Source organism: Kribbella sp. NPDC026611, from assembly GCF_040638345.1.
Taxonomy (GTDB): Bacteria; Actinomycetota; Actinomycetes; order Propionibacteriales; family Kribbellaceae; genus Kribbella.
Genome location: NZ_JBEZYC010000004.1, coordinates 331,163 through 355,291, shown reverse-complemented (window position 1 = coordinate 355,291; position 24,129 = coordinate 331,163). Strand labels below are relative to the sequence as shown.

Genomic DNA, 24,129 nt, shown 5'->3' with positions numbered 1-24,129 from the left:
GCTCCTTCGGGTTCCCGTACCTACCGTCACAACCATGGGTGGGGACCTTGGAGGTGGGCCGCGACTGCGCGCAGCGCGGCCGCTACTGCTTGTCGTCGACGCTGGTCCGGAGCGTCTGGAACGGTCGGAAAGCGAACTGGAGCGGGGTTTCGGGCCCGACTTCAGGGTGCGGGGCGAGCTGACCGCGGCCGCCGCGGTCGGTTGCCTACAGCAAGCACACGACTGGGAGCAGCGGGTAGCCGTGGTGCTGGTCGACCACGCGTTGCCCGACGCCGACCGGGCCGAGGTCCTGGCCGCGTCGCGGACGCTGCACCCGGACGCGCGGCGGGCGCTGCTGATCGAGTGGGGTGCGTGGGCCGACCGGGGCACCGCGGCCGCGATCCTGTCCGCGATGTCGGTCGGCGACATCAACTACTACGTGCTCAAGCCGTGGATCGAGCACGACGAGCTGTTCCACCGGACCGTCGCGGAGTTCGTCCAGGAGTGGTCGCGGTTCGAGGTCGCGAACTGGCGCGAGGTGGTCGTGATCGCGGCCGAGAACTCGGTCCGCGGTCAGGCCGTGCGCAGCCTGCTGGGTCGCAACGGCATCCCGAGCGCGTTCCGCGCCAGCGGTACGCCGCTCGCCAACGACGCGCTGGAGTACATCGGCGAGCCGGACCCCGGGGACGGCGTACTGGTGTGGATGCCGGCGGTCGGCGACAAGGTGCTGCACGATCCGACCGACGTGGAGATCGCCGAGGCGTGGGGTGTTTCGACGACGCTGGCCGAGGACGAGGACCGGTCGTTCGACGTCCTGGTGATCGGCGCCGGGCCGGGCGGCCTCGCCGCGGCGGTGTACGGGTCGTCGGAGGGGCTGCGGACCCTGGTCGTCGAGCGGGAGTCGATCGGTGGGCAGGCCGGGACCAGCTCGCTGATCCGCAACTACCTGGGCTTCTCGCGCGGCATCCGCGGGTCGGAGCTCGCACAACGCGCGTACCAGCAGGCGTGGGTCTTCGGGGCGCACTTCGTTCTGATGCGGTCCGTACTGCGGCTCGCGCGGCAGGGCGACCGCTTCGTCGCGAACATCGGTGACGTCGGCGAGGTGACGGCGCGGGCCGTCGTACTCGCGACCGGCGTCGCGTACCGGCGGCTCGACGTACCGTCGCTGGAGAAGCTCGTCGGAGCCGGCGTGTACTACGGCGCCAGCGTCTCGGAAGCGCACGGGTTGAAGGATCGGGTCGCGTGCGTGGTCGGTGGTGGGAACTCGGCCGGCCAGGCGGTTCTGCACCTGGCCCGCTACTGCCGGCAGGTCCTGCTGGTGATTCGCGGGCGGGACCTGTCGGCGAGCATGTCGCAGTACCTGATCGATGCGATCGATGCCGCCGACAACATCACCGTCCGGGCGGCGAGCGAGGTCGTCGACGGTGGTGGCGACGGCCGGCTGCAGGAGATCGTGCTGCACGACCGGATGGCTGACAGCAACGAGACGGTCGCGGTCGACGGGCTGTTCGTGATGATCGGGGCGGTGCCCGGGACGTCCTGGCTTCCGGACGACGTGGGGCGGGACCGGCTCGGGTTCGTGCAAACCGGGTCGGAGGCGGCGGGTTCCGCGTTGTGGGTCGAGGACCGGCCGCCGCAGCCCTACGAGACGACGGTTCCGGGCATGTTCGCGGTCGGTGACGTGCGGTCGGCGTCGGTGAAGCGGGTGGCGTCGGCGGTGGGTGAGGGTTCAGTGGTGGTCTCGCAGATCCATACCCATCTCAAAGGCGCCTCGGATGGTTGAGCGGCGGTTCGCCTACACGCCGGCGATGGTTGCCCTGACCGCGCTGGTACTGCTGGTGCCGATCGCCGGACTGGTCCTGCTGCTGGAGAGGCCGCGGCTGGACCTGCACTGGGAGCACCATCCGGCGCACTTCTGGATGGTCCTGATCACCGCCACCCTCAGCGCAGTGCTGGCTTACCTCACGGGTGCGGCAGCGCTGCGGCGGGGTGACGCACGCGTGCTGTTCGTGTCGTTGGCGTTCTTGTCGGCCGCCGGCTTCCTTGGGCTGCATGCGATGGCGACGCCGAAGGTGCTGCTCGACACACCGAATGCCGGGTTCACGCTTGCCACGCCGGTGGGGGTGGCGTTGGCGTCGGTCTTCGCATTCCTGTCCAGCCTAACGGTCTCCGGCATCAGGTGGGGACGAAGGCTGCGAGTCGGCCTGCTCGTGCTGATGGCCCTGTGGGCGTTTGCGTCAGTGCTGCGACTGCCGCCCCTGCATGCGACCTCAGTTCCGGAGGTTGCCGATGGCATCCTCACCGGGCTCGCGATCCCCGCGGTGCTGTTGTACGCGGTCAGCGCGGCCCGGTACCTGCGCATGTGGTGGGCGCGGCCGTCGTTGATGCTGCTGTCGATCATCTCGGCGTTCGTGCTGCTCGGCGAGGCGATGGTCGCGCTGGTGTTCGCGCGGAACTGGCACCTGTCCTGGTGGGAGTGGCACGGACTGATGCTGGCCGCCTTCGCGCTGGTCGTGGCCGGGGTGCGGATCCAATGGTACGAGGAGCGGTTCGCCGACCTGTACCAGGAGGACACCGTGGCCGGAGAGCGCGAGCTGAGCGTGCTGTTCGCGGACCTGCAGGGGTATACAACGTTCTCCGAGCTGCACGACCCGGCCGAGGTCGCGGCGATGCTCAACACGTACTTCGAGGTCGTCGTACCGCCGGTGGTCCGGCGACACGGCGGAGACGTGGACCGGATCATCGGGGACGCGCTGATGGTGACGTTCAACAAGCGCGGGGACCAGCCGGACCACGCCCGCCGGGCGGCCGCGGCCGGTTTGGCGCTGCAGGCGGCGGCGAGCGCCGTACGGGCCGCACATCCGACCTGGCCGCAGTTCCGGGTCGGCATCAACAGCGGGATCGCGTCCGTGAGCCTCCTCGGGACCGAGGGTGGTCGTACTCATACCGTCATTGGGGACACGGTGAACGTTGCTTCCAGGATCGAGGGAGCTGCGCCGGGTGGTGGGGTTGCTATTGGGCCTGCGACGAAGGCACTACTTCCGCAGGCGAGCACCGAGGACCTTGGACTGTTGAGTTTGAAAGGCAAGGCGGAGCCGATGGAGGTCTACCGGCTGCTCTCCCTCGACGGCGGCGAATGATCACCCGTGCCTTTGGGGCGGGTACCAGCTGTTCACGCGTTGGACCTTGGAAGGACCACGTAGCGGTGTGAGAATCCGGGCCATGTCTGCCCTGAACCGATCACCGCGCCGCCTGGGCGCCGTCGTGGTCACGACCAGTCTTCTCGCCGCCGGGCTGGCGGTGGCGATCGCCGCCGCACCGGCTCAGGCCGCGTCCGCCGATGTGGTCATCACCGAGGTGTACGGCGGTGGCGGCAACAGCGGCGCGCCGTACACCAACGACTTCGTCGAGCTGACCAACAACAACGCGGCCCCCGTCGACGTGAGCGGCTGGTCGGTCCAGTACGGCTCGACCGCCGGTACGACGTGGCAGGTCACCAAGCTGACGGGCAGCATCGCTCCGGGAGCGGCGTACCTGATCCAGGATAGCGGCGGCGCCACCGGCCAGCCGATGCCCACCCCGAACGTCGTCGGCACGATCGCGATGTCCGCCAGCGCGGGCAAGATCGCCCTGGTCACGAACCAGACGGCCCTGGCCTGCGGCGCCGACTGCGACAAGGACCCGGCGGTCAAGGACTTCGTCGGGTACGGCTCCGCGACCAACGACTCCGAGACCACCCCGGCGCCGGGGCTGTCGAACACCACCTCGGACTCGCGCAACGACCCGAAGCAGGACACCGACAACAACGCGGCCGACTTCTCCGCGGGCAACCCGTCGCCGGGCACGCTGACCGGTGGTCCGGCCGAGCCGCCCGTCGACGCGAAGATCCACGACATCCAGGGCGCTGCGCACCGGTCGCCGCTGGAGGGCAAGGTCGTCGCCAACGTCACCGGCGTGGTCACGGCCAAGAGCAGCAACGGGTTCTGGTTCCAGGACCCGCAGGCGGACGACGACCCGGCCACGAGCGAGGGCATCTTCGTCTTCACCAGCTCGGCGCCGACGGTAGCCGTCGGGGATGCGCTCAGCGTGCAAGGGTCCGTCGCCGAGTTCCGGCCGGGCGGGTCCGGTGGCGTGACCAACCTGACCACGACCGAGCTCACCAACGCGAAGATCACCGTCACGGGTACGGCGGCTGTCCCGGCCGCGACCATCGTCGGACCGGGTGGACGGGTTCCGCCCTCGACCGTGATCGACGACGACTCGTCCGGCGACGTCGAGAAGACCAGCACCGCGTTCGACCCGGCCAACGACGGGATCGACTTCTGGGAGTCGCTCGAGGGCATGTGGATCGGGATCAACCAGCCCGAGGTCACCGGTCCGACCAGCTCGTTCCGTGAGCTGTCCGTCGTACCGGCGGGCTCCGGGGTACGGACGGTGCGCGGCGGGATCCTGCTGCAGAAGACCGACAGCAACCCGGAGCGGGTGCTGCTGGACGACGTACTGACACCGATCCCGGACGCGAAGACCGGCGACAAGCTGGCCGGGACCGTCACGGGGGTTCTGGACTACTCGTTCGGCAACTTCAAGTTCCTGCCGACCGTGACGCCGACCGTGGTCGACGGTGGCGTCCAGCGCGAGGTCACCACGAAGTCCTCGCCGCTGCAGGTGTCGGTGGCGACGTTCAACGTGGAGAACCTGGACCCGTCCGACGGCCCGGCCAAGTTCGACGGGCTGGCGCAGGCGGTCGTCCACAACCTGGCCTCACCGGACATCCTCGGGCTGGAAGAGGTCCAGGACAACGACGGTGCGATCAACTCCGGCAACACCAAGGCGGACGTGACGCTGAACACGCTGGCCGCGGCGATCGTGAAGGCGGGCGGACCGGAGTACACCTGGCGGGAGATCGACCCGGTCGACGGCCAGGAGGGTGGCGAGCCGGGCGGCAACATCCGGGTCGCGTTCATGTACCGGACCGACAAGCCGGTGAAGTTCGTCGACCGCCCGGGGGGCGGCTCGACGGTCGCGACCACGATCACCACCGACCGGTTCGGCCGGCCGCACCTGAGCTCCTCCCCCGGACGCGTCGACCCGGCGAACCCGGCCTGGGCCGCGACGCGGGTACCGCTCGCGGGTGAGTTCACCTGGCACGGGCAGACCTTGTTCGTGGTGGTCAACCACTTCAGCTCCAAGGGCGGCGACGACCCGCTGTGGGGCCGGTTCCAGCCGCCGGTGCAGGTGAGCGCGGCGAAGCGGCACCAGCAGGCGCAGGTGGTGCGCGGGTTCGTGGACCAGATCCTCGCCAAGGACACGGGCACGAACGTGGTCGTGCTCGGTGACCTGAACGACTTCGACTGGTCGGAGACCGCGGACATCCTGGTCGGGTCGGGCAAGACCGCGCTGATCGACATGCCGCGGACGCTGCCGCTGAACCAGCGCTACAGCTACGTGTTCGAGGGCAACAGCCAGATCCTGGACCAGATCCTGATCTCGAAGAACCTGCAGCCGGCCTCGTCGTACGACGTGGTGCACATGAACGCGGAGTTCCCGGACCAGATCTCCGACCACGACCCGCAGGTGGTGCGGGTCATCCCGCTGCCGTCCTGGGTGCGGTGACCTCGGGAGATTTCCGCAGTCTTACGTCGTAGCGCCCGGGCGGGGTTTTCCTTGCCCGGGCGCCGATACTTGAGTCGTGACAGATTCCACCAAGCAGTACGCCGTTCAGAAGTCCGACGCGGAGTGGAAGGCGCAGCTCACCCCGGCCGAGTTCCACGTGCTGCGCAAGGCCGGTACCGAGCGGGCCTTCACCGGTGAGTACACCGACACCAAGACGGTCGGCGTGTACAAGTGCCGGGCCTGCGACGCCGAGCTGTTCCGCAGCGAGACCAAGTTCGACTCGCACTGTGGCTGGCCGTCGTTCTTCGCGCCGCTGGCCGAGGACCGGGTCGAGTACATCGAGGACAGCACCCTCGGCATGAAGCGCGTCGAGGTCCGCTGCGCCAACTGCGGCTCGCACCTGGGCCACGTGTTCGAAGGCGAGGGGTACGGCACCCCGACCGACCTCCGCTACTGCATCAACAGCGTCAGCCTGAACCTCGAGCCGGCCAACTGACCGTCCCCGGGAGTCGGCCGGTAGACCTCAGGGTGTGTCAGCCCGCCCCACTCCGTAGCGAGCAGGTGCTCGGTGCGGTGCATCGGCGCGCGGGGGCGAAGGGTTCGATGCGGAGCATCGTGCCCTTCGCACCCGTGCGGCGAGGTGCCGTACCGAGTGCCGCGCAGTAGGCGTGGGGTGGGCTGACACACCCTTAGACTGAGGTGCTGGTTCGACTTCCGGGGAAGGATTTGGGTGGCTGACAGCCGTAGGCCGTGGGTTCTGGATGTGTTGGCGGCTGACGAGGCGTGGGAAGTGCCGGACGCCTGGGTCGCCGGGGTCCGGCGGCGGCTGACGGCGTGGGGAGACGATCCCAAGGCGTTGCGGCCGCTCGTCGCCGATGCGTTCCCCGGGTTCGTCAAGGGGACGCCGGCGGCCGTGTGGTTCGCGCACGAGGTGGCTCCGCTGCTGGGCGGGTGGATCCCGGTCCTGCACGGTGAGTACGCCGACCTGGGCGCCAAGCTCACCCGGGACTTCTACCGGCCCGCGTCCCACCTCGGCGGATCCGGCCATGTGGTCTGGACCGCCGCCCCCGACTGGCCGCTGACGGCGATCGCCGCGGCCCGCGGCTTCCGCGAGCCGGGCCGGCGGCAGGCGCTCCACCTCACCCGCGACGTCTTCAACCTCTTCGTCGACGCTCCGCCCCTGGCCGCCCGGGCCCAGGCGCTCGTCGCCGCGCTCGACCGGATCCTGGCCACCCGCGAGGCGCTGTACCTCCACACCCACGGCGAGTACGACGAGATCCTCCAGTTCTGGCGCACCGACGCCCTGAAGGACACCGAGCGCGCGCTCCTCCCCGAGCTGGGCGGCACCACCGCCGCGCTCCGGTACTCGATCAACGCCCTCCGCGACGTCCACGCGAAGCTGCTGATGACCAACGCGGACGAGGACACCGGCGACTTCGCCCGCCTGATGGCCCAGCTCCTCCTGATCAGCAACCGCGGCTTCCCGCAGACGGTCGCCAAGATCCTCGGCCCCGCGACCGAGGACGTCCAGAAGGCGCTCAGCAGCATCCACACCGGCTTCGACGCGCATGCGTGGATCGCCCGCAACACCGACTGGTTGGGCCGTGCGGTGCGCCACGACCAGCAGGTCCTCGCCCGTCACTGGGCTGCCGCCGCCACGCGCGTCTCCGTCCACCTGTCCGGCGTACTCGCGAACGGCGCGTGGCCCGAGCCAGAGGTCCCTGACCTCGGTCCGCTCTTCCGGCTGCTCGACCGTGAGCGCTGGCGGGCTCTCGACGCCGACCAGGCCGCCGCCACGGCAGAGCAGACGTCGCTCTCGGTCGCCTGGGACAAGGTCGAGCAGCAGCCCACGGCAGACGGCGAGCCGATCGAGCCGCTGCCCAAGCCGGTCGACTTCAGCGAGGACCCGCTGGCCGAGCTCGACTCGCTGATCGGGCTCGAGTCGGTCAAGGACGCGGTCCGCCGGATGGTCGCCGAGGTCAAGACCAACCTGCGCCGCTCCGAGCTCGGCCTGCCCAGCCACGAGCGCGCCCGGCACATGGTCTTCGTCGGCAAACCCGGTACGGCGAAGACCACGATCGCCCGCCTGCTCAGCCGCATCTACAAGCAGCTGGGCGTGCTCGAGAAGGGCCATGTGGTCGAGGTCGACCGCTCCGACCTGGTCGGCTCCAGCGTCGGTACGACGGCACCAATGAGCGCGGCCAAGTTCCGCGAGGCGCTCGGCGGGGTGCTGTTCATCGACGAGGCGTACACCCTGGTCCCGGAGAACACGCCGGGTGACTACGGGCTCGAGGCCGTCGCGACGATCCTGAAACTGATGGAGGACCACCGCAACGACTGCATCGTGATCGTGGCCGGCTACCACCGCGAGATGCAGCGGTTCATGGAGTCGAACACCGGTCTGGCGTCGCGGTTCCCGAAGCTGCTGTCGTTCAGCGAGTACGACACCGACCAGCTGGTCGCGATCTTCGAGCTGCAGGCCCGGCAGAAGGGCATGATCTACAGCGACGACGTCCTGGACAAGGTCCGCAGCGTCATCCCGCCCGCGCCCCGCGGCCACAACTTCGGCAACGGCCGCTTCATCCGCAACGTGCTCGAGGAAGCGATCTCGAACCAGGCCACCCGCCTGTCCGAGCGCAACCCCGACAGCCTGACCGAACGCGACCTCCGCGAGCTGCTCCCGATCGACGTCAAACCCCCGACCTCGATGCGCGCCGCCGACTACCTCCTGCAGAAGCCAGGCACCTAAATCGGGGTGGCCAGGGCGACCGGGTTGCCTTCGGGGTCGGCGAGGTAGGCCTGGCGTTCGCCCCAGGGCATGGTGGCCGGCTCCTGCAGGATCGGGTAGCCGGCCGCGCGGAAGCGTTCCACCTCGGCGTCGACGTCGTCGACGTACACGAAGAGCTCGAAGCGTGGGCCGGTGCCGACGCTGATGCCGAGCTGCGCCTCCGGCCACTCGGCGTTCGCGATACCGAGCGACGAGTCGCCGCGGTCCAGGCCGACGTAGTGCGGATCACCCTCCAGCGGGAACTGGTACGTCGACTCGTAGCCGAGCAAACCGTAGAACCGCAGGGACCTCTGTACGTCGGTCACATACAGGACCGGAAACGCCTTTCCCCCCGGCATGTCAAGCCAGGTTGGCGACCAGCTCGCCGAGCTCGGTCCGCTTGCCGGTGTAGAACGGGACCTCTTCGCGCACGTGCCGCCGGGCCGTGGACGCGCGCAGGTCGCGCATCAGGTCGACCATCCGGTGCAGCTCGTCCGCCTCGAAGGCGAGGATCCACTCGTAGTCCCCGAGCGCGAACGACGCCACCGTGTTCGCCCGGACGTCCGGGTAGGTGCGCGCCATCTTGCCGTGCTCGGCGAGCATGAACCGCCGCTCCTCGTCCGGCAGCAGGTACCACTCGTACGACCGGACGAACGGGTACACGCAGATGTACGCCCGCGGCTCCTCGTCGGCCAGGAACGCCGGGATGTGACTCTTGTTGAACTCGGCCGGCCGGTGCAGCGCCAGCTGCGACCAGACCGGGGCCAGGTGCGTGCCCAGCCGCGACCGGCGCAGCGCGTGGTACGCCTTCTGCAGCGCGTCCGAGGTCGGCGCGTGCCACCAGATCATGAAGTCGGCGTCGGCGCGCAGACCCTCGACGTCGTAGAACCCGCGGATCACGACGTCGTCGGCCGCCAGCTTCCCGACCAGGTCGGTCAGCTCGGCGGTCAGCTCGTCCCGGTCCGCGGCACCCAGCGGGGTCTCGACCTTGAAGACCGACCACATGGTGTAGCGGATCACGTTGTTGAGCTCACGAGCCTTCGGCTTATCAGTCACGGTGCCATTGTCCCCAATGCGTCGAGGTGCGCCTGCACCCGGGTCGCCGCCTTGCTCCCGGAGGCGATACACGCCGCGATCCCGACCCCGCGGTACGCCGCTCCACACACCGCCAGTCCCGGTACGCCGGCCACCGCGGCCTCCACACGGTCCACCCGGTCCACGTGCCCCACGGCGTACTGCGGAAGACCGCCGCCCCAGCGCTGGACGAGCGACCCGACCACCTCACCACCAAGCCCGACCGCTTGCTCCAGGTCGGACACGGCGAGCGCCACGAGCTCCTCGTCGGACCGCTGCAGCACGTACTCCTCACCGAGCCGTCCGACGGAGGCACGCAGTATCGCGAGCTCTCCCCCGGCCTCCGCGGACCACGCCCACTTGGCGTGCGAGTACGTCGAAGCCTTGATCGTCCGGCCTTCTACGGACGGCACCAGGAAGCCGGAGCCGGTCGCGCCGGCCGGCCAGTCTTCCTTCCGGACCGCGAGCGTCACGATCGCCATGCTCGCGTATTCGATCGCCGTCAGCTCGGTCGTCGCGGCAGGCGCCAACTCGGCCAGCATCCGCGCGGCCGGGGCCGCGGGTACGGCGATGATCACGGCGTCGGCGGTCAGGTACGTCGGATCCGGCACCGGGCCGGCCTCGAGCGTGTAGCCGTCCGCGCTCCGGGTGATCCGGCGTACCGCGAGCTTGCGGCGGATCTCGACGCCATGCGCGGTCAGGTCCTGCTCCAGCGCGTCGATGAGCCGGTTGACTCCGCCCACGATGCCCGCGAACACCGGCTGTCCCGCTCGCTTCTGCCCCGCTTCGCGCAGCTCGGCCGTCGCGGCCAGCAGGCTCGGCGCGGTCCGCAGCTCGGCGTAGAGATCCGGTACGGCGGCCTGGAGCGAGATCTCGTCCGCGTTCCCGGCGTACACCCCACCGAGCAGCGGGTCGATGAGCTTGTCGGTCACTGCCTTGCCCATGCGCTCGGCAACGAACCGGCCGATCGCCACGTCCTCGGTCAACGCGGGGGCGGCCAACTCGGCCTCGTGCGCCACCTCCTGGGCGGCTTCGGCTCCCAGCACGTCGGCGGTCGCGGCCGGGTCCATCGGCACGCCCATCACCGTCGGCGGGATCGCCCGGATGCGGTCGCCGACCCACAACCCGGCCGAGGTCGTTGCCGGATGCACCAGCTCGTCCCCCAGCCCGACAGCCTTGATCAGCTCGAGCCCCTCCGGCCGTCGAGCCAGCACCGACTCGGCCCCGAGGTCGACCGGCACGCCCTCGATGTTGCCACCGGCCAGCTTCCCACCCAGCCGCGGCGACCCTTCCAGGACGGTGATCCGAGGAGGATTGGGCCCGCTCGCCAACGCATGCGCCGCCGCGAGCCCACTGATTCCGCCCCCGACGACGACCACCCTGCTCACAAAACCTCCAGCGTCAGCTCGTAGCGCTTGCCCGGGCCCAGGTCGGTGCTCGAGGTCCCCACGACCCGGAAGCCGGCGCGACTCAGCACCGCCTGCGAAGCCGGATTCTTGTCCGAGGCGCCGGCCGTGAGCGTGGTCAGCCCGTACTCCGTGGCGGCGAGCCTGGCGATCGCCCGCACCGCAGCTGTCGCGAGCCCACGCCCGGCCCACTTCTCGGCGATCCGGTAGCCGAGCTCGGCGGACCCGTTCTCGAGGTCGATCAGGTTCACCCGCCCGGCGACTGCACCACCCTCGTCGACGAGCACGTGGAACCGGGAGATGCCGGCGGCTTGCTCGGCGAGCAGCGCCGCGTGACGCTCGGCGAACTCCGCGAAGTACTCGTCGCCTCGGTCCCAGATCCACGCCGCGAAGTACGCCCGATTCTCCCGCTCGAACGTCAGCACGGCGTCGGCGTGCCCGGCGGTCAGCAGCTCCAGCGTCACCTCGTGGTCAGGCAGGTACACGGGCCGACTTCGTCTGGACATACTTCACGATCCGACCGAGCACCTCCGGGTCGGCGTCCGGCGGAACGCCGTGGCCCAGGTTGAAGATGTGGCCAGGCGCAGCCTTGCCCTCGGCGAGGATCCGGTCGATCTCCGGCTCGATCGCGTCCCAGCCGGCGAAGAGCAGGGCCGGGTCGAGATTGCCCTGCAGCGGCTTCGGACCGACCCGCCGGACGGCCTCGTCGAGCGGGACCCGCCAGTCGACCCCGACGACGTCGGCGCCGGCCGCGCTCATCAGCCCGAGCAGCTCACCCGTGTTCACCCCGAAGTGCACGCGGGGTACGCCGTACCCCTTGAGCGCCTCGAAGACCTTCGCCGAGTGCGGCATCACGAAGCGCTCGTAGTCCCGCGGCGAGAGGCCGCCCGCCCACGAGTCGAAGAGCTGGATCGCCGAGGCGCCCGCCTCGATCTGCACCGACAGGTACGCGATCGCGACGTCGGCCAGCCGGTCGGCCAGGGCGTGCCACAGCGTCGGGTTGCCGTGCATCATCGCCTTGGTCCTGGCGAAGTCCTTGCTCGGCCCGCCCTCAACCAGGTACGACGCGACCGTGAACGGCGCGCCCGCGAAACCGATCAGCGGCGTACCGCCGAGCTCGGTCACGAGCTGCTGCACGGAATCTGTGGTGTACGGCACATCGGCCGGGGTGACCGGACGGACCGCGGCGACCCCCGCGGCGTCCCGGATCGGGTCGGCGACCACCGGGCCGACGCCCGGCTTGATGTCGATGTCGTACCCCGCCGACTTGAGCGGGAGCACGATGTCGGCGTAGAAGATCGCCGCGTCGACGCCGTAACGGCGGACCGGCTGCAGCGTTATCTCCACGACGAGGTCGGGTCGCATGCAGGACTCGAGCATCGAGATGCCCTCCCGCAGCGCGCGGTACTCGGGCAGCGCGCGACCGGCCTGCCGCATGAACCACACCGGGGTGTGCGGGACCGGTTCACCACGGGCGGCAAGCAAGTAGGGCGACTGGGCAAGCGAGTGTTCGGTCGACGGCACACTGCGATGATCCCACGCTCAGGTGAGCGCTTCATCGCCTGGTAGCGGGGTGTTACCGGCGCGTCTTAACAGGCGGCAGTGAGTAATCAGTCGTAGGCTGCGAAGCATGGGTGCCCGCAAGCAGGTCGACGCGCCACCCGCCGAGTTCGCCGAGGCAGTCTCGCAGTTACGAGGTGCCCGGTTCCGGCCCGAGGTCTTCGTCGAGGAGATGCCCGCGCCGCAGCGGATCGCTCCGCACGCGGCCGCGGTCAGCGCCGACGTGACGGTCGACGGCGACGATGTCGCCACCGGCCGGCTCGTCATCCTCTACGACCCGGACGGGAACGACGCCTGGCAGTCGACCTTCCGCTGTGTCGCGTACGTGCGCGCCGCCGTCGAACCGGAGATGGTGACCGACGCGCTGCTCGGTGGTGTGGGCTGGACCTGGCTGATGGAGGCCCTGGGCGACCGGGGTGCCGACTTCCTGGCCCCGAGCGGTACCGTCACCAGGGTGGTATCGGAGAGCTTCGGCGGCATGGCCGACGACGACGCGACGGCGGAGATCGAGATCCGCGCGTCCTGGAGCCCCGTGCCCGGACCGGGTGGACTGGTCGACGTGACCAAGCACGCCGAGGCGTGGGGCGAGGTGCTCTGTACGGCGGCCGGACTGCCGCCGGTTCCGCCGGGTGTGGTGGCGATGCCGACCCGGCGCGGACAGCGGGGCCGATGAGCCCAGCCGAGACCCAGCCCACCGAATCGGCCGACCCGGCCGCCCAACTGCCCCTGCTCGAGCTCAGGGACGGGCTGTCCGACGTGATCGACACCGACAGCGTGCTGACCGAGACGGTCGAGGCCTTCCGGGCCGGCACCGGACCGGTCGCCGTCGACGCCGAACGCGCCTCCGGCTATCGCTACTCGCACCGGGCGTACCTGGTCCAGCTGCGCCGTGAGGGCTCCGGCTCGGCGCTGGTCGACCCAATCCCGTTCGGCGACCTGTCCGCGCTCGGTGACGCGATCGTCGACGCCGAGTGGATCATCCACGCCGCCAACCAGGACCTGGCCTGCCTGGCCGAGGTCGGGATGGTGCCGCGGAAGGTGTTCGACACCGAGCTGGCCGGCCGCCTGCTCGGGTACCCGAAGGTCGGGCTCGCCTCGCTGGTCAGCGAAGTGCTGGGCTACCGGATGCGCAAGGAGCACTCGGCCGCGGACTGGTCGACCCGCCCGCTGCCCGCGCCCTGGCTGGTGTACGCCGCGCTCGACGTCGAGATGCTGATCGAGCTGCGCGACGCGATCGAGGCGGAGCTGCGCCGCGAGGGCAAGTGGGAGTGGGCCGAGCAGGAGTTCGCGGCCATCCTCGACGCCCCGCCGCGTGAGCCCAAGCCGGACCCGTGGCGGCGTACGTCGGGGATGCACCGGGTCCGGAACCGTCGCGCGCTCGCCGTGGTCCGCGCGCTGTGGGAGGCGCGGGACCAGATCGCCGCGGCAGCGGACATCTCCCCTGGCCGGATCCTGCCGGACGCCGCGATCGTCGAGGCCGCGTCGGCGATGCCGGCCGACCGGGACGCGCTCCAGAAGCTCACCGCGTTCAAGGGCCGGGGCGCCCACCGGCACATGCGGACCTGGTGGGAGGCGGTCGACCACGCCCGCCGGCTGCCCGACTCGGAGCTGCCAAAACAGGGACCGCGGTACGACGGCCCGCCGCCGGCCCGCGCCTGGGCCGACCGGGACCCGGACGCCGCCGCGCGCTTGTCCGCTGCCCGTGCTGCGGTCGCCGAGATCGCCGAGGCGCACCGGCTGCCGACCGAGAACCTGCTCTCCCCCGACACGATCCGCCGGCTGGCCTGGTCGCCGCCGCCCGACCTGAACCTTCAGGTGGTCACGACGTTCCTTCGGGAGCACCTGGCTCGGCCGTGGCAGATCGGGCTGACGGCAGAGGTTCTGACGGCGGCGATGTCGTCCGAGGCGAAGAAATCGCTCGACTGATCTCGTCGCGCAGGCTGACCACGATCTGCACCGCGCCGAGCAGGATCACGGCCGCGATGATCGCGAAGATCTGCCGGTAGCTCAGCAGACTCACGAGCAAGCTGCCGAGGGCGAGCGAGACCGCCTGCGGGGTGGAGAAGAGCACCTCGACCGCTGTCGACACCCGGCCGATCAGATGGCCGGGTGACCGGCGCTGCATCAAGGTCGTGAAGGCGACGAACGTCCACGGCAGGCCGAGCCCGCAGATGGCTGCACCCATCAGGACGACGAGGATGGTCGGCGCGACGATGCAGACGATCGTGGCGGCGGCGAGTGCGACCAGACCGAGCGCGCAGACCGCGACCTCACCGAGCCGGTGGACCGCACGCGCAGCGGTCAGGCCGCCGAGGATCGCGCCCACACCTTGCGCGGTGACGAAGACACCGGCGTACGTCGCCGGCTTGTCGAAGGCGTCCAGCAGCGCGTAGATCGAGGACTCGAAGAAGCCGATCACGAGGATCGAGATCGCCATCCCGATCAGGACGTTGCGGAGTACCCGCTCGCCGACCAGGAAGCGGACGCCGGCCAGTACGTCGTTCTTGAAGTGGTGCTCGACCGGGGCCGGAGCCTCGCGGACCTTGATCGTCGCGATCAGCAGGCCGGCCAGGACGAACGTCGTCGCGTCCACGACGGCCACCAGCCAGCCGCCCACGCCGGCGAAGATCGCGGCGCCGAGCAACGGGCCGAACAGCCGGTAGCCCTCCTTGATCGTGGCCAGGCTGGAGTTCGCGTCGACCAGGAGCTCGTCCGGCAGCAGGTCCTTCAGGAGGCCGTTCAGCGCCGCGGGCAGGACGACGAACGAAACGCCGTACAGGAAGGCGACCACCCAGATCAGCCACACGTCGTCGGCGTTCCGGACCAGCACGAGCGGGAGGACCGCGGCTGCGCTGGCGAAGTTGCCCCAGACCAGGATCGCCTTACGGGGCAGGCGATCCACCCAGACCCCGAGCAGCGGGGCGCCAAGCGCGGGCAGCACCATGAAGAAGAACGTCAGGCCGGCCAGCGCGTTCGAGCCGGTGAGGGTCTTCACCCACATGCTCAGCACCAGCAACATCACCGAGTCGCCGAGCATCGACGTACTCAGCCCGCTGAACAGCCGCGCGAAGCCAGGCTGCGCGAATAGTTTCCTCATGCCGGTTCCACCCCCGGGAAGTACGTCGGTACGCCCCAGACGACGAACTCGCAGAGTCGTGCGCCGACCGGCCGTTGCTTCGGATCGGTCAGGCGCTCCTCGTAGCGGTCGAGCACCGCGGTGAGCGCGTCGTTCATCTCCTTGAGCTCGGCGGCGGTCAGCCAGGCGACCATCTCCGAGCCGGCCTGCGCCTTCCGCCACTCCTCGGGCTCCTCCGGCGCGCGGTCGCGGGCCTCGCGCATCCGGTCCAGCGCCCGGCCCATCGTCACCTCGGACAGCGCCTGCGCGGCCCGCCGCTCCTCGAGCGACGGCGACGAGTGCTCCTCGTCCCAGCGGAATCCGAGCCCGGGCACCTGCCACGGCCGCTGCCGGCCCTTGCCGCCCTCGGCCTCCTCGACGAACCCGTGCTGCGCGAGCTTGCGCAGGTGCCACGAGCAGTTGGCAGGCGTTTCGTCGAGCCGGTCGGCCAGCTCGGTCGCGGTGAGCGGCCCACTGATCGAGAGCAGTTCGACGATCGCCATCCGCACCGGGTGGGCCAGTGCGTTGAGCTCACGCGGGTCGCTGAGACGGCGGTGTGGGGCCGGCATGCGTCGAAAGTACTCTTTCGAAAGAGTTGTTGCAATGCCAGACACAGAAAATCCCCGCCGCGGTGTCGGCGCGGCGGGGATTCGGTGGAGCTACTTCGTCAGCTGGGTCTCGATGGCGGCGACGACCTCGTCCGACTCGGGCTCGGTGCGCGGGCGGAAGCGGGCCGCGACGGTGCCCTCGGGGGTGATCAGGAACTTCTCGAAGTTCCACTGGATGTCGCCCGCCTCGCCGTCGGCGTCCGGCGTCAGGGTCAGCTCGGAGTACAGCGGGTGCCGGTCGTCACCGTTCACCTCGAGCTTGTCCAGCATCGGGAACGTGACGCCGTACGTCGTGGAGCAGAACGTCTCGATCTCCTCGGCCGAGCCGGGCTCCTGGCCGCCGAACTGGTTGCAGGGCACGCCGAGCACGGTGAAGCCGCGGGACCCGTACCGCTTCTGCAGGTTCTCGAGGCCCTCGTACTGCGGGGTGAGGCCGCACTTCGAGGCGACGTTGACGACCAGGACGGCCTTGCCCTTGTAGTCGCCGAGGGAGGTCGGCGCGCCGGACAGGGTCGTCAGTGGAATGTCGTAGAGGCTCATGAACGTCCTTGGGGCTAGGGAGCTGACGGGCGAGAAAGTCTTCGGTACGGCGCGAGCTCGAGCAGACCGGGCAGCGCGGAGCCGTGGTAGCTCACCAGCGCGTCCGGCGACGACACGGCGGACACGTTGAAGCCGAGGCCACCGCCGGAGCGTCGTCGGCGGCGGTGCCCCACTCGTGGACCGGCATCAAACCTGAGGCGGTGTCGATCTCGGTAAGTTTTGCCTGGGTCACACGGTGAAGCGTACGACCTCCGGCGAAACCGGCGCTGGCTCGGGTGCGGGCATCCAGGCCTTGGTCTCCTCGATCGCGTCGACCAGCAGCTTGTACAGCCGGTCGTCAGGATCGCGGACGCAGGCCTGGGAGATGCCTTCGACCGCGCACGACACCGCCCGTGGCGCCGTCCGGCGGGCGAAGTCCGGCGTACTGCGGTGCGACCGGGCGGTGAAGGACCGCGCCCACTTGGTCGCCGCCGGGACCGTCTCGAGCACTGCGGCCGAGGCTGCCTCGAGGTCGCCGAGCGGCCGGCCGTCGAGGTCGGCGAGGTGCTTCTCCCCCACCAGCAGCGCGACGGCCAGGATGTACTGGCGCTCCTGCGACACCACCGGCAGCGCGTGCTGGATGCAGCGCGCGGTGACCCGCGGTACGACGTGCGGGTCCTCGGGCGTCAGCCCGATCACCGACGGGATCAGCGGTGCCAGCCGGGACCGGCCGGCGTCCGTCGTGCAGTCGTTGACGTCGCGCGCGACGCCTGCGAGCAGGGCGTGGGTGCAGGCCGGGTGGTCCGACCAGGGCTCACCGGCGAGGAAGGAGGCGAACTCCATGAAGCAGGCGCCCTTGCGTGGGTTGCGGTGTTTCCCCCGGCTCAGGACCGGCACGGCAAGATCAAGATTGTTCATTGAACAGCTCCAGTACGGCGGACCTTGCCTCCAGGATGCGCCCAATCGCCGCAATTGACCACGGGTTGCTGTGAGCAGCTCCACAGCGCCGGGGTGTTTGGCGGTTCTGTTACTCACGGGTAGCATTCGGGTAGCTTTCCCGACCCCTTAGAGGAGGGCCACCAAGGTGCCCCGACAAAACAGCCCCCGTGAGATCCGCGACGTGGTGTTCGTCGACGGTGTTCGCACCCCGTTCGGCAAGGCCAAAGGTCAATACGCCGAAACCCGCGCCGATGACCTCGTCATCAAGTGCATCCGGGAGCTGCTGCGGCGGAACCCGGGTCTCCCCCCGGAGCGGGTGGACGAGGTCGCGATCGCGGCCACCACCCAGATCGGCGACCAGGGCCTGACCATCGGCCGCACCGCCGCCCTGCTGGCCGGGCTGCCGAACACGACGCCCGGCTACGCCATCGACCGGATGTGCGCCGGCGCGATGACCGCCGTCACCACGACGGCCTCCGGGATCGCCTTCGGTGCGTACGACGTGGTCGTCGCCGGCGGCGTCGAGCACATGGGCCGGCACCCGATGGGCGAGGGCGTGGACCCGAACCCGCGGATCATCGCCGAGAAGCTGGTCGACACGTCCGCGCTGGTGATGGGCTCGACCGCGGAGAACCTGCACGACCGGTTCCCGGGGATCACCAAGGAGCGCGCCGACAAGTTCGCCGCGGCGTCCCAGGAGAAGGCGGCCAAGGCGTACGCGAACGACCTGATCCAGCCGGACCTCGTGCCGATCGCGACCCGATCGGCCGAGCAGGGCTGGGGCTTCGCGGCCACCGACGAGCCGATGCGGCCGGGGACCACGGTCGAGGATCTGGGCACGCTGAAGACGCCGTTCCGTCCGCACGGCCGGGTCACGGCCGGCAACTCGGCCGGTATCAACGACGGCGCCACCGCCTGCGTGCTGACCTCGTCCGAGGCGGCCGAGGAGCTCGGACTCAAGCCGAAGATGAAGCTGGTGTCCTACGGCTTCGCCGGCGTCGAGCCCGAGGTGATGGGCGTCGGCCCGATCCCGGCGACCGAGAAGGCGCTGAAGCTGGCCGGCCTGACCATCGACGACGTCCAGGCCTTCGAGGTCAACGAGGCGTTCGCCGTCCAGGTGATCGCGTTCCTCGAGCACTACGGCATCGCGGACGACGACCCGCGGGTCAACCCGTACGGCGGCGCGATCGCGTACGGCCACCCGCTGGCGTCCTCCGGGGTCCGGCTGATGAACCAGCTGGCCACGCAGTTCGAGCAGCGCCCCGAGGTCCGCTACGGCCTCACCACCATGTGCGTCGGCCTCGGCATGGGCGGCACCGTCATCTGGGAGAACCCGAACTGGGAAGGGAACGCGGCCGCATGAGCGACTTGCAGGCATTGATCTCGGAAGCGTCCGCGCTGTCGACGGACGAGGTCGTCACGCTGGCGCACTCGCGGGACGTCGTACTGCCGGGCAAGGCCGGCACGATGGCGCTGATCACACTCGACAACGGGCACGACCACACCAAGCCGAACACCTTCGGCCCGAAGGGTCTCGGCTCGCTGAACGCGGCCATCGACGCGGCGCTGGCCCGCGACGAGATCGTCGCGATCGGCGTCACCGGCAAGCCGTTCATCCTGGCCGCGGGCGCGGACCTGTCCGGCGTACCGAAGCTGACCGACCGGGAGCAGGCGCTGGCGCTCGGCCAGATCGGGCACGGCGTACTGCGCAAGCTCGTCGACGGCGGCAAGCCGTCGTTCGCGTTCGTGAACGGGGTGGCGCTCGGCGGCGGGCTCGAGGTCGCGCTGCACGCCACGTATCGGACGGTGTCGGTGGCCGCGGGCATGCTCGCGACGCCGGAGGTGTTCCTCGGCCTGCTCCCGGGCTGGGGCGGCAACTTCCTGCTGCCGAACCTGATCGGCGCGGACAACGCGGTCGAGGTCGTCGTCGAGAACGCCCTGAACCAGAACAAGATGCTCGGCGGGCCGGAGGCGGTGAGGCTCGGGATCGGCGACGTACTGCTGGACTCGGCCGACTTCCTGGAGCAGTCGCTGCTGTGGGCTTCGAAGGTCCTCACCGGCGCGGTCGCCGTCGAGCGGCCCGCGGCTGACCGGGGCGAGGCATGGGACGCGGCCGTTGCCCGGGGCAAGGCGTTCGCCGATCTCAAGGTCAGCGGCGCGGCGCCGGCGCCGTACCGGGCGCTGGACCTGATCGCGGCGGCCAAGGACAACGACCGGGATCGCGGCTTCGCGGCCGAGGACGAGGCGCTGGCCGACCTGATCATGAGCGAGGAGCTGCGGAGCGGGCTCTACGCGTTCGACCTGGTGAACAGGCGGGCCAAGCGGCCGGCGGGTGCGCCGGACAAGTCGCTGGCCCGGCCGGTTACCAAGGTCGGTGTCGTCGGCGCCGGCCTGATGGCTGGTCAGCTGGCGCTGCTGTTCGTCCGGCGGCTCGAGGTGCCGGTGGTGCTGACGGACCTGGACCAGGAGCGGGTCGACCGCGGTGTCGGGTACGTGCACGGCGAGATCGACAAGCTGCTCGGTAAGGGTCGCATCCGCCCGGACAAGGCGAACCAGCTGAAGGCGCTGGTCACCGGGTCGGTGGACCGCTCGGCGTTCGCGGACGCGGACTTCGTGATCGAGGCCGTGTTCGAGGAACTGCAGCTGAAGAAGACGATCTTCGCCGACCTGGAGAAGATCGTCCGGCCGGACGCGATCCTGGCCACCAACACGTCGTCGTTGTCGGTGACGGAGATGGCGGCGGACCTGGAGCACCCCGAGCGGGTCGTCGGGTTCCACTTCTTCAACCCGGTCGCGGTGCTGCCGCTGCTGGAGATCATCCGGGCGGACCGCACCGACGACGCCTCGCTGGCGACGGCCTTCGCGGTCGGGAAGACGCTGAAGAAGTCGTGCGTGCTGGTGAAGGACGCGCCGGCGTTCGTGGTCAACCGGCTGCTCACCCGCTTCCTGGGTGAGGTCAGCGCGGCGGTCGACGAGGGTACGCCGATCCCGGCGGCCGACAAGGCGCTCTCGGCGCTCGGTCTCCCGATGCCGCCGTTCGTCCTGCTGCAGCTGGTCGGCCTGCCGGTCGCACTGCACGTGGCGGAGACGATGCACCGCGCGTACCCGGACCGGTTCGCCGTGTCCTCGAACCTCGCCAAAGTCGTTGCTGCAGGCAAGAGTTCCTTCTACCTCTGGCCGGAAGGCAAGCCGGTGGTCGACCCCGAGGTCGAGGCCCTCGTCACCGTAGGCGACAAACCCTCCACCCCGGACGAGCTCCGCACCCGAGTCCTCACCGCCCTGGCCGAGGAAATCAAGATCATGCTCGACGAGGGCGTGGTCGCCGAGGCACAGGACATCGACCTGTGCCTGCTGCTGGGCGCCGGCTGGCCCTTCCACCTGGGCGGCATCACGCCGTACCTCGACCGCTCCGGCATCGCCGAAAAGGTCAACGGCACCCGCTTCCTCCCCAAGGGCACCGCCAGCCTCGCGTGACGCAACACCCGCCCCCGCCACCCTCGCTCCCTCAACACGAGCGGATATCCCCGCGAGTTGAGGGTTCTCCCCTCGCATACCACCGGAGAACCCTCAGCTGCAGGGGATATCCCCTCGTGTTGGGAGGGACGGCGGCGCGGGGGGTCAGCCCTTGAAGGTTTTGACGGCGGCGGCTAGTTGGGTGCGGGTCAGGCCGGTGTACTTCGCTAGCGTGGGCTCGGAGAAGCCGGTGGTGGCCAGGGCTGTGTAGAGGGTGGCGAGCTTCTTTTCGCCCAGCTTGTGGGCGAGGTACTCGACGGTCCACCAGCTGGTGCCGTAGGCGGCGTCGGCGTTGGTGTCGAAGAGCGCTTGGTCGGGCAGCCCCTTCAGCTTCGGCAGGTACTTCGTTTTGACGGTCTTGCGGTACGGGTCGACGGTCCAGTGCGGGTCGTCCTCGATCGCCCGGCAGCGGACGTACTCGGCCAGCCCTTCGACCATCCAGATCGGCGCCCGAGTGCCCAGGGTGGCGGTGGCCACATGCGTCATCTCGTGGACCAGCAGGTCCTTGTCGAGACGCTTGCGGAGGTCCGGGTTGACCACGATCCGGCTGCCGATCGGCGGGCCGAGCGGTTTGCCGAGCTGCTCGCCCTGGAAGAGCGTGACCGCCTTCGCCGCGATCGTCCAGCCGGCGCCGTTCCCCGAGGTCCAGATCGTCGACATCACCTGGGTGTCCGGCATCGCGACCACCAGCACGGCACCGTTCCACGGGCGTTTCCAGTGCCGGCGTACCGACGCCACCGCGGCCTGTGCAACGTCGGCGACCTTCGTGCCGAGCGCCGCCTCCTTCTGGTCCACGACCACGACGACCGGCCCACGCCGGACCAGCGCGACCTCCTCGAAGTCCCACGGCTGCCGGTGCCCGTCGTGGCTGAGCAACGAGTCGGTCTGCACGTCGTCCACCAGGATCCACGCACTCCCCCGCCGTACGAACGTGTACCCGAGGTCGGTCTGCGCCGGCTTCGGGTCCAGCCCGCCGATCCGGTACCGCATCATCACCCGGGTCGAGAACGTCGTCGGCCCGAACTTCTCGATCAGCCCCGGTCCGGGGTCGAACTTGTCGGCGGTGAAGTACGACAACGAGGCGAGCCCGAACTTCCGCAGGTTCGTGAACAGCAGCTGCTGCCGCGCCACCAGCGCGGCCTGCTTCGGATCGACCGAAGCCATGAAGCCCTTCAGATCGCCCTTGAGTACGGCGCTCGCCCGGCGCGCGAGCACCGCGTCGACAGCCTGCTTCCGCGCGAGCTCGTCCGCTGCGGTCAACTGCCCCGGCGTCGAGGTCGGCACGACCGCGGCCGCGCTGCTGCGCGGCGGCGAATCACCCTGCCGGACGCGAACGGTGACCACGGTCGCCGACGCGGCGAGCGCCAGCACGGCGACGCCCGCGAGCAGGCGCCTCGGGTGATTCATGGGGTTCCCCTCGGACGGTCGGCTGATCCTATCGCCCGGCCGACCGCCCGAGGGCCCGGTTCAGGCCTTCTGCGCCTGGCCGGTGCGCTGCTCGATGCCGACCCGGCTCTTCCGGTAGCCGTAGAGCGCGTAGAGGACGAAGCCGAGCACCATCCAGATCGCGAACCGCAGCCAGGTCTCCAGCGACAGGTTCAGCATCAGGTACACACAGATGACCGCGGCCAGGATCGGGATCACCGGGTTGCCCGGCACCCGGAAGGAGCGCTCGATGTCCGGGCGGCTCTTCCGCAGCAGCGGTACGGCGATCGAGACCAGCGTGAACGCGGCCAGCGTGCCGATGTTCACCATCTCCTCGAGCTTCCCGATCGGGGTCACGCCGGCGATGATCGCGACGACGATGCCGATCCCGATCGTCAGCCGGTACGGCGTACCCCACTTCGGGTGCGTCTTGCCGAGCTGCCGGGGCATCAGGTGGTCGCGGCTCATCGCGAACACGACGCGGGCCGCACCGATCATCAGCGTCAGCACGACCGTGGTCAGACCGGCGACCGCGCCCGCCGAGATCAGCGTCGCGAAGCCACCCCGGCCGACCGACCGGAACGCCTCGGCGAGCGCCGCCTCACCATTGATGTCGGAGTACTTCACCATGCCGGTGATCACGACGCAGACCAGCACGTAGAGCACGGTGCAGATCGCCAGCGAGCCGATGATGCCGCGCGGCAGGTCGCGCTGCGGGTTCTGCGCCTCCTCGGCGGTGGTCGCGACCACGTCGAAGCCGATGAACGCGAAGAACACCAGCGACGCACCGGAGACCAGGCCCATCACGCCGAACGTCGACGGGGTGAAGCCGAAGATCGCCTGGAACAGCGGCGTGGTCAGCTCGACGCCGCCGCCCGCGGCCGGCTGGCTCGGCGGGATGAACGGGGTCAGGTTCGAGCCCTTGATGTAGAACAGGCCGGCCACGATCACGAACAGCACCACGAACAGCTTGATCCCGACCAGCACCAGGTTGACCCGCAGCGACTCCTTGATGCCGATCGTCGCCAGCGTCGCGAGCACCAGGACGAGCAGCATCGCGAGCACGTTGACGTGGCTGTCCGGGCCGATCGAGTCCGGCCAGCCCAGGCCTATCTCGTCGAGGAACAACTTCGCGTACGTCGACCAGCCCTGCGACACCACGCTGGCGCCGAGCATCAGCTCGAGCAGCAGGTCCCAGCCGATGATCCAGGCAAAGATCTCACCGAGGGAGAAGTACGAGAACGTGTACGCCGATCCCGACACCGGCACGGTGGACGAGAACTCGGCGTAGCAGAGGGCGGCCAGCGCACAGCAGACGGCGGCCAGGACGAAGGACAGTGCGATGCCCGGACCGGCGTACAGCTTGGCGGCCCGCCCGGTCAGGGTGAAGATGCCGGCGCCGATGATGACGCCGATGCCGAAGACCGTCAGGTCGATGGCGGTGAGGCGTTTCTTGAGCTGGTACTCGGGTTCGTCGGTGTCGGCGATCGACTGCTCGATCGTCTTCTTCCGGACAAGACTCATCAGCGCCTCCTCGACTGTGCCTTACCCAAAGGCAGGGACGGAACCCTTCGACTTTGCCTCTCTGACGCGACGAGGTCAAACCGCCAC

Annotated in this window: 21 protein-coding genes; 9 read left to right on the top strand and 12 right to left on the bottom strand. The window is 69.8% G+C overall.

Features of this window, described 5'->3' with window-relative positions:
• Nucleotides 1-34 precede the first annotated feature (34 nt).
• The 5 genes from AB0E69_RS18765 (at nucleotide 35) to AB0E69_RS18745 (ending at nucleotide 8,341) form a co-directional block, all read left to right on the top strand.
• Complete coding sequence (locus tag AB0E69_RS18765; RefSeq protein ID WP_360146918.1) at nucleotides 35-1,762, top strand: FAD-dependent oxidoreductase; 1,728 nt, start codon at nucleotides 35-37, stop codon at nucleotides 1,760-1,762.
• A complete protein-coding gene (locus AB0E69_RS18760; protein WP_360146915.1) occupies nucleotides 1,755-3,119 on the top strand; it encodes an adenylate/guanylate cyclase domain-containing protein in 1,365 nt (454 codons plus the stop codon). The genes AB0E69_RS18765 and AB0E69_RS18760 overlap by 8 nt, the downstream gene beginning before the upstream one ends.
• Before the next feature lie 82 nt (nucleotides 3,120-3,201).
• A complete protein-coding gene (locus tag AB0E69_RS18755; RefSeq protein WP_360146912.1) occupies nucleotides 3,202-5,592 on the top strand; it encodes a lamin tail domain-containing protein in 2,391 nt (796 codons plus the stop codon).
• A gap of 76 nt (nucleotides 5,593-5,668) precedes the next feature.
• Complete coding sequence (gene msrB, locus AB0E69_RS18750; protein WP_360146909.1) at nucleotides 5,669-6,088, top strand: peptide-methionine (R)-S-oxide reductase MsrB; 420 nt, start codon at nucleotides 5,669-5,671, stop codon at nucleotides 6,086-6,088.
• Between the two features lie 234 nt (nucleotides 6,089-6,322).
• Nucleotides 6,323-8,341: an AAA family ATPase gene (locus AB0E69_RS18745; RefSeq protein WP_360146906.1), complete on the top strand. Its 2,019-nt coding sequence runs from the start codon at nucleotides 6,323-6,325 to the stop codon at nucleotides 8,339-8,341.
• On the opposite strand, the gene AB0E69_RS18740 is transcribed toward AB0E69_RS18745, so the two are convergent.
• Genes AB0E69_RS18740 through hemE form a run of 5 tightly spaced genes read right to left on the bottom strand, consistent with a single transcriptional unit; the run spans nucleotide 8,338 to nucleotide 12,363 of the window.
• Nucleotides 8,338-8,718 carry a VOC family protein gene (locus tag AB0E69_RS18740; protein ID WP_360146903.1) on the bottom strand — a complete coding sequence of 127 codons (381 nt, stop codon included), beginning with the start codon at nucleotides 8,716-8,718 and terminating at the stop codon, nucleotides 8,338-8,340. The genes AB0E69_RS18745 and AB0E69_RS18740 overlap by 4 nt on opposite strands.
• A 1-nt stretch (nucleotide 8,719) precedes the next feature.
• Nucleotides 8,720-9,415, bottom strand: coding sequence for a hydrogen peroxide-dependent heme synthase (gene hemQ, locus AB0E69_RS18735; RefSeq protein WP_360146900.1), 696 nt, complete (start codon nucleotides 9,413-9,415; stop codon nucleotides 8,720-8,722).
• The gene (gene hemG, locus AB0E69_RS18730) at nucleotides 9,412-10,821 is read right to left on the bottom strand and encodes a protoporphyrinogen oxidase (protein WP_360146897.1); all 1,410 of its coding nucleotides are present in this window, start codon (nucleotides 10,819-10,821) and stop codon (nucleotides 9,412-9,414) included. Before hemG ends, hemQ begins: the two co-directional genes overlap by 4 nt.
• The gene (locus AB0E69_RS18725; RefSeq protein WP_360146894.1) at nucleotides 10,818-11,324 is read right to left on the bottom strand and encodes a GNAT family N-acetyltransferase; all 507 of its coding nucleotides are present in this window, start codon (nucleotides 11,322-11,324) and stop codon (nucleotides 10,818-10,820) included. The genes hemG and AB0E69_RS18725 overlap by 4 nt, the downstream gene beginning before the upstream one ends.
• On the bottom strand, nucleotides 11,311-12,363 hold the full coding sequence (gene hemE / locus AB0E69_RS18720; RefSeq protein WP_360146891.1) for a uroporphyrinogen decarboxylase: 1,053 nt from the start codon (nucleotides 12,361-12,363) through the stop codon (nucleotides 11,311-11,313). The genes AB0E69_RS18725 and hemE overlap by 14 nt, the downstream gene beginning before the upstream one ends.
• A 106-nt stretch (nucleotides 12,364-12,469) precedes the next feature.
• Here hemE and AB0E69_RS18715 point away from each other — a divergent pair, with 106 nt between their 5' ends.
• Together AB0E69_RS18715 and AB0E69_RS18710 are read left to right on the top strand one after the other, a co-directional pair.
• Nucleotides 12,470-13,072, top strand: coding sequence for a DUF3000 domain-containing protein (locus AB0E69_RS18715; RefSeq protein WP_360146888.1), 603 nt, complete (start codon nucleotides 12,470-12,472; stop codon nucleotides 13,070-13,072).
• Complete coding sequence (locus AB0E69_RS18710) at nucleotides 13,069-14,325, top strand: HRDC domain-containing protein (protein ID WP_360146885.1); 1,257 nt, start codon at nucleotides 13,069-13,071, stop codon at nucleotides 14,323-14,325. The genes AB0E69_RS18715 and AB0E69_RS18710 overlap by 4 nt, the downstream gene beginning before the upstream one ends.
• Here the strand turns inward: AB0E69_RS18710 and AB0E69_RS18705 are convergent.
• From AB0E69_RS18705 to AB0E69_RS18685, 5 genes are all read right to left on the bottom strand, one after another.
• Nucleotides 14,219-15,496: an MFS transporter gene (locus AB0E69_RS18705; protein WP_360146882.1), complete on the bottom strand. Its 1,278-nt coding sequence runs from the start codon at nucleotides 15,494-15,496 to the stop codon at nucleotides 14,219-14,221. The genes AB0E69_RS18710 and AB0E69_RS18705 overlap by 107 nt on opposite strands.
• Nucleotides 15,493-16,083, bottom strand: coding sequence for a helix-turn-helix domain-containing protein (locus AB0E69_RS18700; RefSeq protein ID WP_360146879.1), 591 nt, complete (start codon nucleotides 16,081-16,083; stop codon nucleotides 15,493-15,495). The genes AB0E69_RS18705 and AB0E69_RS18700 overlap by 4 nt, the downstream gene beginning before the upstream one ends.
• A gap of 90 nt (nucleotides 16,084-16,173) precedes the next feature.
• Nucleotides 16,174-16,662 carry a glutathione peroxidase gene (locus AB0E69_RS18695; protein WP_360146876.1) on the bottom strand — a complete coding sequence of 163 codons (489 nt, stop codon included), beginning with the start codon at nucleotides 16,660-16,662 and terminating at the stop codon, nucleotides 16,174-16,176.
• Nucleotides 16,663-16,676: 14 nt separating this feature from the next.
• On the bottom strand, nucleotides 16,677-16,835 hold the full coding sequence (locus AB0E69_RS18690; protein ID WP_360146873.1) for a hypothetical protein: 159 nt from the start codon (nucleotides 16,833-16,835) through the stop codon (nucleotides 16,677-16,679).
• Nucleotides 16,836-16,890: 55 nt separating this feature from the next.
• Nucleotides 16,891-17,559, bottom strand: coding sequence for a hypothetical protein (locus AB0E69_RS18685; protein ID WP_360146870.1), 669 nt, complete (start codon nucleotides 17,557-17,559; stop codon nucleotides 16,891-16,893).
• 166 nt (nucleotides 17,560-17,725) lie between these two features.
• Here AB0E69_RS18685 and AB0E69_RS18680 point away from each other — a divergent pair, with 166 nt between their 5' ends.
• Both AB0E69_RS18680 and AB0E69_RS18675 read left to right on the top strand, forming a co-directional pair.
• On the top strand, nucleotides 17,726-18,943 hold the full coding sequence (locus AB0E69_RS18680) for an acetyl-CoA C-acyltransferase (protein WP_360146868.1): 1,218 nt from the start codon (nucleotides 17,726-17,728) through the stop codon (nucleotides 18,941-18,943).
• Complete coding sequence (locus tag AB0E69_RS18675; protein ID WP_360146865.1) at nucleotides 18,940-21,054, top strand: 3-hydroxyacyl-CoA dehydrogenase NAD-binding domain-containing protein; 2,115 nt, start codon at nucleotides 18,940-18,942, stop codon at nucleotides 21,052-21,054. Before AB0E69_RS18680 ends, AB0E69_RS18675 begins: the two co-directional genes overlap by 4 nt.
• Nucleotides 21,055-21,198: 144 nt before the next feature.
• Here AB0E69_RS18675 and AB0E69_RS18670 read toward each other — a convergent pair whose 3' ends face one another.
• Nucleotides 21,199-22,500: a basic secretory protein-like protein gene (locus AB0E69_RS18670; protein ID WP_360146862.1), complete on the bottom strand. Its 1,302-nt coding sequence runs from the start codon at nucleotides 22,498-22,500 to the stop codon at nucleotides 21,199-21,201.
• A gap of 60 nt (nucleotides 22,501-22,560) precedes the next feature.
• Nucleotides 22,561-24,042, bottom strand: a complete 1,482-nt coding sequence (locus AB0E69_RS18665) for an amino acid permease (protein WP_360146859.1) — start codon at nucleotides 24,040-24,042, stop codon at nucleotides 22,561-22,563.
• Nucleotides 24,043-24,129 lie beyond the last annotated feature (87 nt).

Excerpts from the sequence above, each read along its gene's own strand:
- AB0E69_RS18765 (WP_360146918.1), top strand. The coding sequence starts at position 35 with ATGGGTGGGGACCTTGGAGGTGGGCCGCGACTGCGCGCAGCGCGGCCG.
- AB0E69_RS18760 (WP_360146915.1), top strand. The coding sequence starts at position 1,755 with ATGGTTGAGCGGCGGTTCGCCTACACGCCGGCGATGGTTGCCCTGACC.
- AB0E69_RS18755 (WP_360146912.1), top strand. The coding sequence starts at position 3,202 with ATGTCTGCCCTGAACCGATCACCGCGCCGCCTGGGCGCCGTCGTGGTC.
- AB0E69_RS18740 (WP_360146903.1), bottom strand. The coding sequence starts at position 8,718 with ATGCCGGGGGGAAAGGCGTTTCCGGTCCTGTATGTGACCGACGTACAG.
- AB0E69_RS18715 (WP_360146888.1), top strand. The coding sequence starts at position 12,470 with ATGGGTGCCCGCAAGCAGGTCGACGCGCCACCCGCCGAGTTCGCCGAG.
- AB0E69_RS18710 (WP_360146885.1), top strand. The coding sequence starts at position 13,069 with ATGAGCCCAGCCGAGACCCAGCCCACCGAATCGGCCGACCCGGCCGCC.
- AB0E69_RS18705 (WP_360146882.1), bottom strand. The coding sequence starts at position 15,496 with ATGAGGAAACTATTCGCGCAGCCTGGCTTCGCGCGGCTGTTCAGCGGG.
- AB0E69_RS18700 (WP_360146879.1), bottom strand. The coding sequence starts at position 16,083 with ATGCCGGCCCCACACCGCCGTCTCAGCGACCCGCGTGAGCTCAACGCA.
- AB0E69_RS18695 (WP_360146876.1), bottom strand. The coding sequence starts at position 16,662 with ATGAGCCTCTACGACATTCCACTGACGACCCTGTCCGGCGCGCCGACC.
- AB0E69_RS18685 (WP_360146870.1), bottom strand. The coding sequence starts at position 17,559 with ATGAACAATCTTGATCTTGCCGTGCCGGTCCTGAGCCGGGGGAAACAC.
- AB0E69_RS18675 (WP_360146865.1), top strand. The coding sequence starts at position 18,940 with ATGAGCGACTTGCAGGCATTGATCTCGGAAGCGTCCGCGCTGTCGACG.
- AB0E69_RS18670 (WP_360146862.1), bottom strand. The coding sequence starts at position 22,500 with ATGAATCACCCGAGGCGCCTGCTCGCGGGCGTCGCCGTGCTGGCGCTC.
- AB0E69_RS18665 (WP_360146859.1), bottom strand. The coding sequence starts at position 24,042 with ATGAGTCTTGTCCGGAAGAAGACGATCGAGCAGTCGATCGCCGACACC.